The sequence below is a fragment of the Ancylobacter pratisalsi genome (assembly GCF_010669125.1).
Taxonomy (GTDB): Bacteria; Pseudomonadota; Alphaproteobacteria; order Rhizobiales; family Xanthobacteraceae; genus Ancylobacter; species Ancylobacter pratisalsi.
Window position 1 is genome coordinate 1,005,819 of the sequence record NZ_CP048630.1, and the last position, 15,415, is coordinate 1,021,233.

Below are 15,415 nucleotides of genomic sequence, written 5' to 3' on the forward strand. Positions count from 1 at the left end.
ACCGGCAGGCCTGGCCCGATTTCCGCCCGTCCAAAGCGCCGAAACAGCGCGAACAGCAGGGAACGCCCATGTCTTGACGGCATCGACCGACCGTCAAGCTTCGTCCATTCTGGTATGATGTGCTTTCGGGATCATATGCCGTGTCGACCGGCAGTCTGGGGCGAGTTCGGATGACGCGTGAGATGCCGCAGGCGGGCGGCTTGGTATTCGACGATGTCGTCCTGGATGAGACGTGCCTGTTCGCCCACCGCAACGGGGAGCAGGTTCGCTTCACGCGCAGCGAGCGCGCACTCCTTCTGGCGCTTTCCCGGAACCCGCACCGCCTGATGCAGCGCGGCCAGTTGCTCGATGCGATCGCGCCGACCCAGGCTGATGCGTCCGACCGCAACGTCGACTTTCTGGTCAACCGCCTGCGTACCAAGCTCGGCGACAGCGCACGGTCCCCAAGATTCATCGCCACGCAATATGGTGAGGGCTATGTCTGGATCGCAGCGAAACTGCCGGCCGTTGCACCGAAGCCTGATCCGGCCCCGGTCAGCGGACTTCTGGCGATAGCTGCTGTCGTTCCACCGCATGATCAGGGCCTTGCCGAATATGCCGAGGCCATTACCGGTCAGATGCGCGACATGATCGCGGGCCGGCTCGGGGCCGGCCAGACCGTGATCGTGTTGGAGCGTGCGGCGACGCTGGCGACACGCTATGTTCTGAAGGTGAGCCTGCAGGACAACGGTGCTCGGTTGGATTGCACGGCAACCCTGCGCGAGGGGCCATCACGGCGCATCATCCGGGCTTTCCGGCTCGAGTTCGGCGCCGGCGCCACGACCTCGCTCGCGCCGGAGGTGGAACGCACCTCGATCAGCATCGTCGAGGCGCTGCGGCGCAATCTGGCTGAAGCCTCTGAGGGGCTTGGCACGCCCGCCGACCAGCCGCACGAAATCCGCCTGCGCAAGGCGTCGGCCCTATTGTCAGCCTCCAACCCGGAATGGCTAGAGAAGGGTCTGCAACTACGCGATGCGCGGGCGCAGAATCCGGCGAGTGCGGACATTGCCCTGCAATGGGGTCTCCATCTGTTTGCGCGCCTTGTCCTCACCAATCCCTTTACCGGCATAAGCCGCGACGAGCGCGACGAGATCGAGAGTGAGATTGAGGCAACCGTGCTGGATTGTCTGCCATTCATCGAGACCAACCCGTTGCTGATGCTGACCGCCGCCAAGCTGCTCTATTTCGTCGATCGCGGTCATCTCGAGCTTGCCGAGGATCTTGCGGACAGGGCCTTTGCCCGTATGGCGGACTCTCCCGCCGCCTTGCCGGTGCTCGGGCAGTTGCGGCAGGCACGCGGCGACTTCGCCGCGGCGGTGGCATTCTTCGATCGCGGCATCGAGATGGCGGATCCCGATTCCGCATTCGACGTGCACATGCGTGTCCTTAAGTACATCGCGCTGTTGGCAGCAGGCGACCGCGAGGCGCTGAAGGTGCCGGCGGCGTTCATTCACGGGAGCCCGCATTCGCCGCCGGACCTCAGCGTGATGGTCACCGTGCTGATCACGCCGGCCGGCCAACAATTGCCGGAGGCGGTCACCGATGCCCTGATGGCGGCCGGCCGCGAAGGCGCGCGCAACGCGATCGAGTACACCTACATGACGTCGGTGCGCCATCTCACCTCGCTGCAGGCGCGCGCCAACATCATGCAGGGGCTCGTCGGGCATATGACCAGACTGCACGGCAAGGATGTGGTTGCGCCGTTCGTCCTTGCGGGAACGGGCCTGGCTGCGGTGGCCTGAGCACACGGTCGCCGAACGTCCTGGAGCCCCCCAACCTCTAGGGAGGGGGTAGCTGTAACAGCGGCGAATATTGGCTTGTCTGATACTGGTACAGCGAAATACCGCTCGGCCTTCTATTTGCCGATTACCTCGACCCTTCGGAGAAGATCGGTATCAGCCGCAAAGTGGAAGAGGTCGCCACGGGCATGAAGTTGCGCAAGCTGTTGCCTGGTCTGCGCGAGGTCCGAAAGACCTGCGAGACCAGCCCGGGAGCGATGAAACGGGCCTGGTGCTACCTGCTGCCGAGCTAATGGCGCGGAGCGTCTGATCCCGCCGCGAGTGGAAGGTTGAGGCGAAGGCCGCAGGTGTCTGCCATCCCAGCTTGGAGTACGGCCGGGCGGTGTTGTAGTCGAGCTGCGACCGGGCGAGAGCGGCTCTGGCCTGGAACAGGCTGGAGAACGGCGTTTCGTTCAGCCGCTCCTCACGCTAGAGCCGGAACAGCCGCTTGTGGTTGCTCGGACATGGACCAGATACTCGACGCCGCCATGGCCGGGCTGGGTGTCGCGCTCTTGCCCGACCGGGTCTGCCGTTCTGAGCTTGATGCCGGGCACTTGGTTCGTGTGCTTCCCGCCTGGCATGGGCAGATTGGGGTCGTCCACCTTGTTTTCACGACACGGCGGGGATTGTCGCCGGCAGTGCGCGCGTTGATCGGCCACCTCGTGAAGGATTTCCCGCCTGCCATTGCGGTCGGCCAGCGGGCATAGGGCTGAGCAAGCAGAGCGTCGCTGCCTCGAAACTCGTGCCGACATAGATCGGGCAATGGCCCTAGTCAGCCGAGAACAGAGCCTGCTGTAAAGGCCACGAAGGGCAGGGTTTCGGGCGCGAGTGGACAATTTCGGTTAGCATCCGCCATTCCCACGGTTTGATCGCTATTTCATCAGCGACCCGGATGAGCAATGGCGTATTCCGACGAGCCCTATCCCCAAAACCGCCTTTTTGGCTTCCAACCTCCAGCCGGTCATCGCCGCGGGAGATCCCCATCACCAGCGCAACGGCGCAATTGGGGGCCGTATCCAGACGGCCCGCTCGTGGGTGCGGAGGGTCGGATAGCTTCCATTGCAAGCGGGCACATCTCGACGACAGCTTACGACCCCATATCGGACGATCAGACGTGCAATTGTCGATAGGCCGCCTTGGTACGATGCTCGCTTCGACGGCGCACCACAGGGAAGTTACACATCGGCCGCATCTGCACCGACAGAAACCCCTGCCTTTGCATGAGGAGCCATTCGCAATACGGGTCCAGTTTTAATTGCGGAACCTCGCATGGGCATCGTGGTAAACGGCGCTTACGCCACTTGAGGGGGGAAGCATATATTGGCGCAAGGAGCACGAGCCTATTGCCGTATATGTCTCACTTGCGTCAAAGCTCGTCGAAATCGATGGGAACCGAGAAACCGGCCTTCACGCGATCCATGATGACCATGGTCTTGAAGCCCTTGATGTCAGGGTTCTCGTAGAAGAACTTGCGCGTGAAGGCTTCGTAGTCCTCCATACTACGGGCGGTGACGATCAGGATGAAGTCGGTCTCTCCCGTTACGTAATAGCCGTTCATGACCTCCGGCGTCTGACGGATCGACTGCTTGAAGCGGTCGACGATGTCGGCCCGCTCGCGCTCCAGCGAAACGGATACGAACATGGCGATGGGGCGCCCGACGGCGCGGGGGTGGACGATGGCGACATCCGCCTCGATCACGCCTTCCGCGCGCAGCCGCTTCAGCCGTCGCTGCACCGCCGTCGCGGAAAGACCGACGATGGCGCCCAGTTCCTCCGAGCCCATGCGGTTGTCGGTCTGGACGAGGGCGAGAAGCTTGGCATCGAACCGATCGAGCTTCATTTGAACCTGCATGATGAATTTCTGCGCATATACAGAAAATGAGCATTATTTCGGCGCGCACGCCACCATAAACGCCGGCATCCACGCCCGAGTCGCCGCTAGGCTGACGGTATCGGAAACCTCAAGCGGATGTTCCGCTGCCGGTCCGAGGCTACGCAGGAACAGGACGCATGGACCATTTCGACGCCATTGCCGAACTCGACCGCCAGTCGGTACTCCACCCCTTCACCTATCTGAAGGGGCACGCCAGCGGCGAAGGGCCGGTTCCCGTCATCATCGAGGGCGCCAAGGGCGTACGCATCCGCGATGCCCGCGGGCACGAGCTGATCGACGGCTTCGCTGGCCTCTACTGCGTCAATATCGGCTATGGACGCACCGAAGTGGCCGAGGCGATCGCGCGTCAGGCCTACAAGCTGGCCTATTATCATTCCTACGCCGGCCATACGACCGAGGAGCTGGCACGCCTGTCGGATCGGCTGTTGCGCATGGCACCCGGCCGCATGTCAAAGGTCTTCTATGGCCTGTCCGGCTCCGACGCCAACGAGACCCAGGCAAAGCTGGTCTGGTACTACAACAATCTGCGCGGCAAGCCGGCGAAGAAGAAGATCATTGCTCGCGAGCGCGGCTATCACGGCTGCTCGGTCATCGCCGGCTCGATGACGGGGATGAACTTCTATCACGATCACATGGACCTTCCGGTCTCCGGCATCCTGCGCACCGGCGTTCCCCATCACTATTGGGGCGCGATGCCCGGCGAGACCGAACAGGAGTTCTCCCAGCGCCGTGCCGACGAGCTCGAAGCGCTCATTCTCGGCGAGGGCCCCGGCACGGTCGGCGCCTTCATCGCCGAACCCGTGCTCGGCACCGGCGGCATCATTCCGCCTCCCGCCGGCTACTGGGCGGCGATCCAGGCAGTGCTGCGCAGATACGATGTGCTGCTGATCGCCGACGAGGTGATTTGCGGGTTCGGCCGCGTCGGTACGCCCTTCGGGTCGCATCTCTACGGAATCGAACCCGACCTGATCTCGGTGGCGAAGGGCCTCACCTCGGCCTATATCCCGCTTTCGGCATGCCTCGTCGGCGAGAAAGTCTATGCCGTAATAGAGGAGGCGACCGACAGGGTCGGTCCCTTCTCGCACGGTTATACCTATTCTGGCCATCCGATCGGCGCGGCGGCGGCGAATGCGGCGCTCGACATCGTCGAGCGCGAGGATCTCGCCGGCAAGGCCGCGACGCGCGGCGCCTATCTTCTGCAACGCCTCACGCAGGAGTTCCAGCAAAGCCCAATCGTCGGCGAGATTCGCGGTGTGGGGATGCTGGCCGCCATCGAATTCGTCGCCGACCGCGCGCACAAGACCCGATTCGATCCGGCGCTCAAGGTCGGCCCGCGCATTTCGCAGGCCGCGCGCGAGCGCGGGCTGATCGCGCGCGCCATGCCGCATGGCGACATTCTCGGCTTCGCGCCGCCGCTGGTGATGAACGAGGGGGAAATCGACGAGATGGTCGACATTACCCGCGCGGCCCTGCGCCAGGTCACCGATGAGCTGGTGGCCGCAGGACATGCGCTGGCCTGACGGCAGGCGGCGCCAATCCGACATAACGGGCAAAGCCCACCTTCCAGAAACACAGGGGACCAAGATGATACACCGCCGCGCCGTCTCGATCTTCGCCTGCGCCTTCTCCCTCAGCCTGCTCGCCGGCACCGCCTATGCCAAGGACGGCGTGCTGCGCATCGGCACGGAAGGCGATGCTCCGCTGTTCAGCATGGTCGATGCCACCGGCAACGTGACCGGCTTCGACGCCGACATCGCCAATGGAATCTGCGCCGAGCTGAAGCTAAAGTGTGAATTCGTAGTGCAGACCTTCTCGACCCTCGTGCCGTCCATGGACAGCGACCGCTTCGACGTCATCATCTCCGGTCTCGGCATCACCGACGAGCGGCGCAAGAAGATCGACTACTCGATCCCCTACGCCTCCACGCCGCTCTATTTCGCCATCGCCAAATCCTCGCCGGTTGCCGAGCTCAAGGACCTGCCGTCCATCCTCAAGGCGCTGTCGGGTAAGACCGTCGGCGTGGTCAACGGCACCACCTATGCCAAGTTCGTCGCCAAGAACGTGCCCAATGTCGACCTCAAGACCTACGACTCGACCACCGCCCAGCTGGCTGACCTCGGCGCCGGACGGCTCGACGCCGCGTTCGGCGATTCCCCGACCTGGACTGAGTTTCTGGCGACGCCGGAAGGCGCCGGCTTCACCCGTGTCGACGTGCGCGTGAAGCCGGGCGACGATCACGCGAGCCTCGGTTACGGCATGGGCGTCGGCCTGAAGAAGGGCAATGACGAACTGAAGGCGAAGCTCGACAAAGCGCTGTGCAACATGCTCACCAGCGGCAAGGTGAAGGCGGCCAGCATTCAGTGGTTCAAGGAGGACTATTCGCTCACCTGCAGCCAGTGACGCGCGGCCGGAGACAGAACGGCGTCGACTTCCTCCAGTGGCGGCGCCGCCGCGGTGATACAATCGTAGCGGCGCGGACGGACCCGGTATGACGAGCGACCTCTGGACCATGCTGTTCCAGCAGAGCTGGGCGTTAGCCCTGCTGCGCGGGGGGATGACGACCGTTCTGGTCGGCGTGCTGGGCATGGCGTTCGGGCTGGTCGTCGCCTCGCCGATGGCGGTGGCCCGCTGGCAGGGGGTGAGGCTGCTCTCGCCGCTGATCGACGTCTATTCGATCCTGGTGCGATCCGTCCCGGGGCTGCTGGTGATCTACCTGCTGTTCTTCGGTTCGGTGCAGAGCTTCGAGCGTGTCGCCAGCGCCTTCGGATTCCAGCCGACCCGGGACGTCTATCCCTTCTTCATCGGGCTGGTCTCCATCGCCGCGATCTCCTGCGCATATTCCATCGAGGTACTGCGTGGCGCGCTGGAGACGATACCGAAAGGCCTGATCGAAGCCGCGCAGGCTCTGGCGGTGCCGAAGCATGTGGCCTTCTTCAAGATCATCGTCCCGCTCGCCCTGCGCGCGGCGGCGGGCGGGCTGAACAATGTCTGGCAGATGACGATCAAGGACACATCGCTGGTATCGGTGGTAGGCCTTCAAGAAGTGATGCGCGTTGCCGCCGTCGCCTCGGGCATCACGCGCAGCCCGCTGGTGTTCTACGTGCTCGCCGCACTGTTGTATTTCGCGATCACCGGCGTCAGCCAATGGCTGTTTGCCCGGCTGGAGCGGCGCCTGGAACGTGGCTTCGGAGCGCGGTGATGGATTTTGAACTGCTCCACGAGGCGTTCCCCCTGCTCCTGAAGGGCGCGCAGCTCACCGTTCTCATCAGCGTGGTCGGCGTCCTCGTCGGCCTGCCGGCCGGCATCGCGCTCGCGCTGCTGCGCACCTCGGCGAACCGCCGGCTACGCTTCCTCGTCAGGCTGGCGGACGGCTACGCCGCGCTGTTTCGTGGAACGCCGATGCTCGTGCAGGTCTTCGTGCTCTACTATGGGCTGGCACAGATCGGCATGATCCGGCAGACGCCGGTGCTGTGGTGGCTGATCAGCGATGCCCTGCGCTGCGCCATGCTGGCGGTCGTTCTCAACACCGCCGCCTACACGTCCGAGATTTTCCGCACCGCGTTCCTGTCCGTGCCTCGCGGCGTGATGGAGGCGGCAGAGGCGTGCGGCCTGTCGCGCCTGCACGCCTTTCTCCTCGTCCGCCTGCCGCTGGCCGTGCGCCAAGCGCTGCCCTCCTACGGCAACGAGGCGGCGATCATTGTTAAGGAATCGAGCCTCGCCTCGACCATCACCGTCCTGGAAATCACCGGCCACGCGAAGCGCCTGATGAGCGAGACATTCGCCATCATCGAGATCTTCGTCATGGCCTCGGTCTTCTACGTCGTCATCAACTTCACCGTTCTGGGGCTCATGAGGCTCGTCGAAATGCGGTTGCGCACTCCCGGCCACGCCGTGGCGCGCCGGCGTTGAGCCTCTCCTATCCCGGATGCCTCTTCGAACAGGAACACCGACATGTCGCTCCTCACCTTCTTCGACCTCGCCAATCTCCCCACGCCCCGCGAGGGCCGGCCGCTCCCCGGACGCCTTATCGAAGGCGACCCGCGTTTTCGGAGCTGGGACATCGCGGCGACGCCTGACGGCAGCGTGCAAGCCGGCGTCTGGGAGGCGACGCCGGGCGCCTATCGCTCGATCAAGGGGAAGACTTGGGAATTCTGTACCATCCTCTCCGGCATTTCCGAACTCGTCGAGGACGGCAAGCCGCCCCTCCGCATCGTTGCCGGCGACAGCTTCGTGATGCATCCCGGCTTCGAGGGCACCTGGCGGGTGATCGAAACCACGACCAAACTCTGGGTCTCGCGGGACTGAACCGGGAAGCCGCCGCATGGCACTGCTCTACCTCTCCGATCCCGCGCGCGGCGCGACATGGGCGCGGCATTTTGCCGAGCATGCGCCGGATATCCCCTTCCACATGGATCCGCGCTCCTGCGACCCGCGCGGGGTTCGCTATCTCGTCACATGGGAGGCGCCAGCGGATCTGGCGAAGCGCTATCCGGCTCTCGACGTCCTGTTCTCGGTCGGCGCGGGAATCGACCAGTTCGATCTTTCGACGCTGCCGCCGGACCTCCCCGTGGTGCGGATGATCGAACCGGGCATCGTAAACGGCATGGTCGAGTATGTGACGATGGCGGTACTCGCCCTGCATCGTCACCTGCCTCGCTATCTCGACCAGCAGCGCCGGTCGCTCTGGCAGCCCGAGGCGATGCTGACCGATGCCGCCGCGCGGCGGGTGGGGGTGCTGGGGCTCGGCGTGCTCGGCCAGGCGGCCTTGATGGCCCTTGCCCCCTTCGGCTTCTCGCTGGCCGGCTGGAGCCGCTCGGCGCGGCTGCTCGACGGCGTCGCGACCTTCGCGGGGCATGGCGAACTCGACGCCTTCCTGTCGCGGACCGACATCCTCGTCTGCCTGCTCCCGCTCACCGAGGAAACATGGGGTCTGCTGGGCGCGTCGCTTTTCGACCGACTGCCGAGCGGCGCCATGCTGGTGAATGTCGGGCGCGGCGGCCATCTCGTCGCCGACGACCTCCTTGCCGCGCTCGAGAGCGGGCAGATCGCGGCGGCGGCGCTGGATGTCGCCGATCCCGAACCGCTGCCGCCGGAACATCCGTTCTGGCGCCATCCCGGCATCCTGCTGACGCCGCACATCGCCAGCATGACCCGACCGGACACCGCCGCCGCCGCCGTTCTCGACAACATCCGCCGGCGTCGAGCGGGCCAGCCCCTGCTCGGCCTCGTCGACCGGGCGAGCGGCTACTGAACCCACACATCACCGATCCGGGCAGGACATAGACATGCCGGCTTCCAACCCCTCAGCCATCTGCCCCGCCCCCTATTGGTGGGAGGAGGCGCCGCTGCCGCGCGTGGAACCGGTGCCGCTTCCCGCCCGCGTCGACGTCGCCATCATAGGGGGCGGCTATGCCGGCCTGGGCGCCGCGCTGACGCTCGCGCGCGCCGGACGCAGTGTCGCCGTATTCGAACGCCAGTCGATTGGCGAAGGAGCCTCGACGCGCAATGGCGGCATGACCAGCGCATCGCTCCGCCCCAGCCTCTCGCAACTGCGCCGCAGCTTCGGCCACGCGCGCGCCGTTGCCATGTTGAAGGAGGGCAAGGACGCCCGCGAGGAACTGTACCGCTTCCTCGCCGAAGAGAGGATCAACTGCGACTTCCAGCTTTCAGGATTGTTCGACGGCGCCGTCAATCCCGGCGACTATGACGACCTCGCCCGCGAGGCGGATGAGCGTCGCGAGTTGCTCGGCATCGATACCTTCGCCGTGCCGCGCGGCGAGCAACACGCCTATATCGGCACGGACTTCTATCATGGCGGCAGCGTGCGCCGCGACATCGGCGGCCTGCATCCGGGGAAGTTCCTCGTGGGGCTTCTCGAACGCACGCGCGCCGCGGGTGCCGGCGTTCACGAGAAGACGACGGTGGAAGGCGTGCGGCACGAGGTCGACGGCTTCGAACTTTCGACCTCCGCCGGCCGCCTGCGCAGCCGCGAGTTGCTGGTCTGCACCAATGGCTACACCGATGGTGCCGATCCCTGGCTTCGCCGCCGGCTCGTGCCGGTCCGCAGCCGCATCATCGCGACCGCGCTGCTGACGCCCGGACAGATGGCGAGCGCGATGCCAGCGGGCATGATGTATGTCGATACCCGCAAGCTGAGCTATTATTACCGCCCCTCGCCGGACGGGACGCGTATCCTCTTCGGCGGCCGCGACGGTACCACGGCGGGCGACCCCCAGGCGCCGACGGACCATCTACGGGCCGAGTTCGCGCGCATCTTCCCCGGGCTTGCCGACGTCGCGCTGTCGCACAGCTGGTTCGGCCATGTGGCGATGAACCGCCACATGATTCCGCGCCTTTTCGTGCATGACGGCATCCACTACGCCACCGGCTTCTGCGGCTCCGGCGTCGTGTGGGCTCGCTGGCTGGCGCGCAAGGCAGCGTTGCGGCTTCTCGGCGACAAGAGCGAGCCGCCCTCCGCCTTCGAGTTCGCCCCGCCGCCGGCCATTCCGCTCTATCGGGGCAAGCCGTGGTTCATCCCGCTCGTCTATGCGCTCTATGAGGCGCAAGACAAGAAAGCCGTGAGAAGAGGAGTGAGCTTCTGATGATGCGCTCGAGGCCCAAACGCTAAACACGGTACCAAGCGTCTGTCCCATACGGCTCTGTCGATCGCGGCAGCGTTCATTGCTGCGCAGGTCCGGTTTCGGACAGGGTGAGAACGTCAGTTCGAGGCGCTCAAACGAGCCAACGCGCGAAGTTTGGTGGATGTCCGCCTTTGGGCAGCTCCCGTCACCATGGCAATGACCGAGAAGGCGGCGCCTTGCTGACAGACGGCTCCGGGGCCGTATCCAGACGGTCCGCTCGTGGATGCCGAGGGTCGGATAGCTTCCATTGCAGGCGGGCACATCTCGACGACAGCTTACGACTCCCCAATTTCGGACGTTGCCGTTGTAAAAACCGTGTATCCAATGCGGCCGTTCTGCCGATAAGCTGCGCTTCGTATGTGGACCCCGGCCCACCCAAAGCTATACTTTGGATGCCGTTTCAATCCACGTGCTAGAAAGCGACCATAGTGTAGACTGATTGAGGCAGCAGGCAAAATTGACAAACACGATTGATGAGTTCTTTGAAGACGAAGCCGCCGCCGCAGATCAAAAGACGCCTGCCTTTGGCGAGTGGCTAAGTACCTAAATGTCAGCCAAAGTAATTAAAATCCAGTGATTGGTTGCGCGACGGGTATTACGTACACTGGAATTTGTAATATTGTTAGAAGAAATACTGAGTCGTCTAGAAGGGAAACACGAGATAGGCTGTCCGCTGCATTGAACGAAGTCATTCCAGAAGCCATCCAGACGGAAATCGCCGAGCAGTCGATGCCGATTGCTGGCTACGACTGGGTCGATTTTACACCCAGTGATCTAGAGACGATTCCAGAGCAAAGCGGTGTTTACGTATTCTATGACATCACCGACCGCCCCGTATACTTCGGCAAGTCAATCAAGAACGTTAGAACTAGAGTAAAGCATCACAAGACACGATTTTGATTTCGGGCACCGCTGGTTGTACGCGGCGCATTCCTGGCCACTCCTGCCCCTGATATGTGCCTGAAAATAGAAACTGTCCTTATAAAATTCTTGGGGAAACATGCTCTGCTCAATTCCAATGGCGTTATCAGAGATTTAAATGAATAGTTCATCCAGCCATCGAATATTGGACGTTTTGGCCAGTCGCAACGACTGCAGTGCTCTGAACTTCCGCTATCCACTTTTGCTACCTTAAAGCGGGCTGACCTCTTCCCACCCCAAAACCGACAGGCAGGCAACATATCCTGCGCGTCGAAGCGGCCATCCGCCCTACCTCGGATGGCCGCCCAATGTCAGATTTCCGTCCGCTCAGCCAGGAGGAGCGCGTCCTCCACATCGACGCCAAGATAGCGCACCGTGTTCTCGATCTTGGAGTGACCAAGCAATATCTGGATGGCGCGGATGTTGCCCGTCGCCTTGTAGATTATGGACGCCTTCGTGCGACGGAGCGAGTGAGTGCCATACTCCTCTTGGCGCAGGCCGATCGCGGTCACCCACTCGTCGACTAGGCGAGCATACTGCCTTGTGCTCATGTGGTGCGCGTGATCGATCCGGCTCGGAAAGGCATAATCCTCAACGGTGCCACCGCGCCGTTCCAGCCAGGCCAGCAGGCTGGCTCGTACGTCGCTGGTGATCTCGAACTGGACCGGCCGCCCCGTCTTCTGCTGGACGACGATCGCGCGAGTCCTGATCGCCGGACCGGCGACCACGTCACGGATCCTGATGTTGACCAAGTCGCAGCCGCGAAGCTTGCTGTCGATTGCCAGATCGAACAGCGCACGGTCACGAATGCGTCTTTCGCGATCGAGGAAGAATCGAATTGCCCAGATCTGTTTCTGGGTGAAGGGACGCTTGGTGCCGACCTTCGTTCCAGCATTCCAAGCTGTACGCTCGCGGCTGGCATCATCAAATTGAGAATGGCCCATGTGAGTTCTCCTCGGCCTTGATTGGCCTAAGGAGAAACGTCGAGGGACTCTACCGCGCAGGGGTCAGCAGCGGACTGGCCAGTGTTGGCTGCCGCTGTGTGGATGACCGCCGTTCTGCAGTCGACCCCAAAGTCGGCGGTAGGATGCTTGCCGTGTCAATCTTGGAGGCTGACGTTCCTGTGTTGCTTGCTGCTAACGGAGTGCCTCCGCGAGCCGTAGCAGCATTGCGGTCACCGCCGGCGGATCGAGAGGAGCCACAGCGTTTCGAAGACGCGCTTCTGCATCGGCCACGATCGCGGAGGCTGCTTCCAGAACGCCACGACCCGACGCAGTCAATTCGGTGCTTTGAACTCGCCCGTGTTCAGCGTGAGGTGTCCGCGCGATAAAGCCAGCACGCTCAAGTGCGACCAGGATGGCCTGCATCGTTTGTGGGGTCACGAAGGCGCGACGCGCAAGCATGGCGTTGGAAGCGCCTGCTTCCACTTCCAGGAAAGCGAGGACGGCATATTGGGGCGTTGTCAGGCCAATTTCCCGCAGTCCAGAGTCCATGCGATTACGAAGCGCCTGTTGAGCCTGCTTCAATGCAAACCCGATCGTCGCATATGGATCGGCCGTCGGCGCGTCGTCGTTCGCACTTGACATGTCAGGGCCCTTATATAATATCAGCATCCTGATATTAACGCTTGACGTCATCCAAGGGAAGCCCTGCCATGCCCCATCTGATCGGACCCGACTTCATTGGGATTCAAGCCGCCGACCTCGATGCCGCGCGGGTATTTTATACGGACGTCGTAGGACTGAAGGTGGCCGCAAATAGCCCGCCGGGCGCGGTGGTATTCGACACCACGCCGGTCCCGTTTGCGGTCCGTACTCCCTTGGTCGACTTGGGAGATGCGGACAAGCTTGGCTGGGGCGTCGCGATCTGGTTCGGCTGCGACGACGCTGATGCCCTGCACGATCACCTTGCCGAGCACGGCACCCCAATCGTCTTCCCGCCGAAGGATGGACCTTTTGGCCGCTACTTCGCGTTCCGCGACCCGTTTGGCTACACGATTACGCCGCACACGGTCGCTCAGTCTTGAGCGCGTAATGAGCGGCTAGAGCTGTCGGACCGCTACAGTGCATTGCGCGCCGGAAGCTGCCAGGAAGATCTCCACCCCCAGCCGGTCATCGCTGTGGGAGATTCCCATCACCAGCGCAACGGCGCAATCGGGGCCGGTGGCAGACTGACCGCTATTGGGGACTTCAAACGGGAAGTGGACATTTCACCGATGAATGTCCGAGGCCGAAACTCACCCATAGCGGCCCTTACGGCACGGCGTTGCGAACGTCCGCTTTGCGCCGCCATCTCGGCTATTGATCTGGCAACGGCCGCGGCCCAAAAGCGGACATCAGCGAGGTTGGGCACGCCGGCCCCTTTGCGCCAGCTCCGGATATTTAGGCATTGCCAGGAAGCAGACATTCGGCGTGATGATCGGGGCAACTCCTCCGGCCAATTTGACCGTCACGCTCGGTTTGATGACGCCAACGGTGATGCCGACCGCACACCACCCATCCGTGCAGCGGCGGAGCGAACCGAGTCAGGTTTCCGACGTGCAGGGGCGCCCTTCCGTCTTCACCCCCGGCTCGGTTCCCTGTTCCGCTCTGCGCCCGAGGAAGGCGAAGACGACAACAGCGGTGATGACTGTTATGGCGCAGAGCATCAGGAGCAATGTCGCGAAAGCGTCTCCATAGCTCTGGACGAGGGTAGCGTGGCTCATCTGCGGCAAGGCCGCCGCCGCGCCCCCGATATCGCCAGTGACGAGCCGCTGGGCGGCCGGGCTTGCATGCGCTGCCGGCCCGCCAGCAGCGAGATGTTTCGCCGTCAGCGCCGACAACATAGCGCTGACCACGGCGAGCGCCACACCTTCACCGGCCACGCGCGTCGTGCTGAAGATGCCGGTCGCCATGCCGGCGCGCTCCTTGGGCACGACACTGACGGCAAGCCCGTCCATCAGTCCCCACGGCAGGCTGATGCCGATGCCGATCAATGCCATGGGCAGGACGACGCCCATTGTCTCGCCCCCAAGCGGGAGGCGGCTCAGCCAGAACAGGCCGACGGCGCAGATCAGCAGGCCTACGCCGCAGATCACCGCCGGTGACAAGCAGCGCGTCAGCAGTCCGGCCGCGACCGGCAGAACCAGCAGCGGCGCGGAAAGCGCGATCATCAATCGGCCGGCCGCGATCTCGCTCATGCCCTCGACGCCGATGAAGCGCACCGGCAGCAGGATCAGCAACACGACGAAAGCATAGGCCGGCGCAGCCGCCAGCAGTTGCACCCCGACGAACCGGGGGTAGCGAAACAAAGTGAGATCGAGCATCGGCCGCATGACACGCCGCTCGATCGCGCCGAAAGCGATGAAGAGTGCGACGGAGCCCGTCAGCACACCGATCACGGTCGGTTCGGACCAGCCGCGCTCGGGTGCCAGCAGGATGCCATAGGTGAAGAGCGCCAGGGCCAGCGTGAAGCTGAGCGCGCCCGGCCAGTCGAGGCCGGCGGCGTCAGGGTCGCGTGTCTCGCGTAGGAAGCATGCGCCCAATGCCAGGGCGAGCATTGCAAGAACGACCACGAGCGCAAAGATACTGCGCCAGCCGAAGGCGTCGATCATCAGCCCCGACGCGACCGGCCCGAAGGCGAGGCCGACGCCGAAGCTCGTCCCGACGATGCTGAAGGCACGGATGCGCGCGGCCCCCTCGAACTCCTGCGCGAGCGCCGCCATGCCGCTGGAAAAGGCGGCGGCGGCCGCGCCGCCTTGCGCCGCCCGCCCCAGATCGAACCAGAGGATGTCGGGCGCAACGGCCAATGCCAGCGAGCACAGGGCGAACGCACCGACGCCGACGAGGAAGACGCGCTTGCGGCCATAAGCATCCGCCAGTCCGCCTGCTGCCATCAGGCTCGACCCGAACGTCAGCATGAAGGCGTTGGTGACCCAGTTGAGCGCGATCGGGCTGCCGCCCAGCGCTTTACCGATGGCGGGAAGCGCCATTGCCGGCCCGGTGAAGGTCAGCGGCATCGCCGCAGCGGCGAGGCAGACGGAAAGGAGCACGAGCGTCTGTTCGGCTGCGAGCGGCCGCGCGAGGGTTTGCGTCATAAATCGAAGGCCCTTGTTCGGACGGCGCCGCTAACTCAGCCCGCGCTCGCCATTCTGTCGAAACAGG

At 63.7% G+C, this 15,415-nt stretch carries 15 protein-coding genes and 1 pseudogene; 11 read left to right on the forward strand and 5 right to left on the reverse strand.

Going from position 1 to position 15,415, the window contains the following annotated elements:
* Positions 1–170: 170 nt before the first annotated feature.
* Positions 171–1,781: a winged helix-turn-helix domain-containing protein gene (locus G3A50_RS04970; RefSeq protein WP_163074227.1), complete on the forward strand. Its 1,611-nt coding sequence runs from the start codon at positions 171–173 to the stop codon at positions 1,779–1,781.
* A gap of 153 nt (positions 1,782–1,934) precedes the next feature.
* Here G3A50_RS04970 and G3A50_RS22575 read toward each other — a convergent pair.
* Positions 1,935–2,246, reverse strand: a pseudogene (locus G3A50_RS22575) (integrase core domain-containing protein); the annotation flags it as partial.
* Between G3A50_RS22575 and G3A50_RS22580 the strand changes: the two are divergent.
* On the forward strand, positions 2,135–2,524 hold the full coding sequence (locus tag G3A50_RS22580) for a LysR substrate-binding domain-containing protein (RefSeq protein ID WP_246252366.1): 390 nt from the start codon (positions 2,135–2,137) through the stop codon (positions 2,522–2,524). The pseudogene G3A50_RS22575 and the gene G3A50_RS22580 overlap by 112 nt on opposite strands.
* Before the next feature lie 659 nt (positions 2,525–3,183).
* Here the strand turns inward: G3A50_RS22580 and G3A50_RS04985 are convergent.
* A complete protein-coding gene (locus G3A50_RS04985) occupies positions 3,184–3,657 on the reverse strand; it encodes an Lrp/AsnC family transcriptional regulator (protein ID WP_163074229.1) in 474 nt (157 codons plus the stop codon).
* A 170-nt stretch (positions 3,658–3,827) separates the two neighbouring features.
* Here G3A50_RS04985 and G3A50_RS04990 point away from each other — a divergent pair, with 170 nt between their 5' ends.
* The 8 genes from G3A50_RS04990 to G3A50_RS22585 all read left to right on the forward strand — a co-directional run bounded on the left by G3A50_RS04990 (position 3,828) and on the right by G3A50_RS22585 (position 11,252).
* A complete protein-coding gene (locus G3A50_RS04990) occupies positions 3,828–5,231 on the forward strand; it encodes an aminotransferase (protein ID WP_163074230.1) in 1,404 nt (467 codons plus the stop codon).
* 64 nt (positions 5,232–5,295) lie between these two features.
* On the forward strand, positions 5,296–6,111 hold the full coding sequence (locus G3A50_RS04995) for a transporter substrate-binding domain-containing protein (RefSeq protein WP_163074231.1): 816 nt from the start codon (positions 5,296–5,298) through the stop codon (positions 6,109–6,111).
* A gap of 88 nt (positions 6,112–6,199) precedes the next feature.
* Entirely contained in the window at positions 6,200–6,910 is a 711-nt protein-coding gene (locus G3A50_RS05000) for an ABC transporter permease (RefSeq protein ID WP_163074232.1), read from the forward strand.
* Positions 6,910–7,620 carry an ABC transporter permease gene (locus G3A50_RS05005; RefSeq protein WP_163074233.1) on the forward strand — a complete coding sequence of 237 codons (711 nt, stop codon included), beginning with the start codon at positions 6,910–6,912 and terminating at the stop codon, positions 7,618–7,620. The genes G3A50_RS05000 and G3A50_RS05005 overlap by 1 nt, the downstream gene beginning before the upstream one ends.
* Before the next feature lie 42 nt (positions 7,621–7,662).
* Positions 7,663–8,016, forward strand: coding sequence for a cupin domain-containing protein (locus G3A50_RS05010; RefSeq protein WP_163074234.1), 354 nt, complete (start codon positions 7,663–7,665; stop codon positions 8,014–8,016).
* Positions 8,017–8,032: 16 nt separating this feature from the next.
* The gene (locus tag G3A50_RS05015) at positions 8,033–8,962 is read left to right on the forward strand and encodes a 2-hydroxyacid dehydrogenase (protein ID WP_163074235.1); all 930 of its coding nucleotides are present in this window, start codon (positions 8,033–8,035) and stop codon (positions 8,960–8,962) included.
* Between the two features lie 34 nt (positions 8,963–8,996).
* On the forward strand, positions 8,997–10,313 hold the full coding sequence (locus tag G3A50_RS05020; RefSeq protein WP_163074236.1) for an NAD(P)/FAD-dependent oxidoreductase: 1,317 nt from the start codon (positions 8,997–8,999) through the stop codon (positions 10,311–10,313).
* A gap of 717 nt (positions 10,314–11,030) precedes the next feature.
* On the forward strand, positions 11,031–11,252 hold the full coding sequence (locus G3A50_RS22585) for a GIY-YIG nuclease family protein (RefSeq protein WP_246252138.1): 222 nt from the start codon (positions 11,031–11,033) through the stop codon (positions 11,250–11,252).
* A gap of 332 nt (positions 11,253–11,584) precedes the next feature.
* Here G3A50_RS22585 and G3A50_RS05030 read toward each other — a convergent pair whose 3' ends face one another.
* A complete protein-coding gene (locus G3A50_RS05030) occupies positions 11,585–12,217 on the reverse strand; it encodes a tyrosine-type recombinase/integrase (protein WP_163074237.1) in 633 nt (210 codons plus the stop codon).
* 192 nt (positions 12,218–12,409) lie between these two features.
* Entirely contained in the window at positions 12,410–12,859 is a 450-nt protein-coding gene (locus tag G3A50_RS05035) for a MarR family winged helix-turn-helix transcriptional regulator (RefSeq protein WP_163074238.1), read from the reverse strand.
* Positions 12,860–12,927: 68 nt separating this feature from the next.
* On the opposite strand from G3A50_RS05035, the gene G3A50_RS05040 reads away from it, so the two are divergent.
* The gene (locus tag G3A50_RS05040) at positions 12,928–13,299 is read left to right on the forward strand and encodes a VOC family protein (RefSeq protein ID WP_163074239.1); all 372 of its coding nucleotides are present in this window, start codon (positions 12,928–12,930) and stop codon (positions 13,297–13,299) included.
* Positions 13,300–13,797: 498 nt separating this feature from the next.
* Here G3A50_RS05040 and G3A50_RS05045 read toward each other — a convergent pair whose 3' ends face one another.
* Entirely contained in the window at positions 13,798–15,348 is a 1,551-nt protein-coding gene (locus G3A50_RS05045) for an MFS transporter (RefSeq protein WP_163074240.1), read from the reverse strand.
* Between the last annotated feature and the right edge of the window lie 67 nt (positions 15,349–15,415).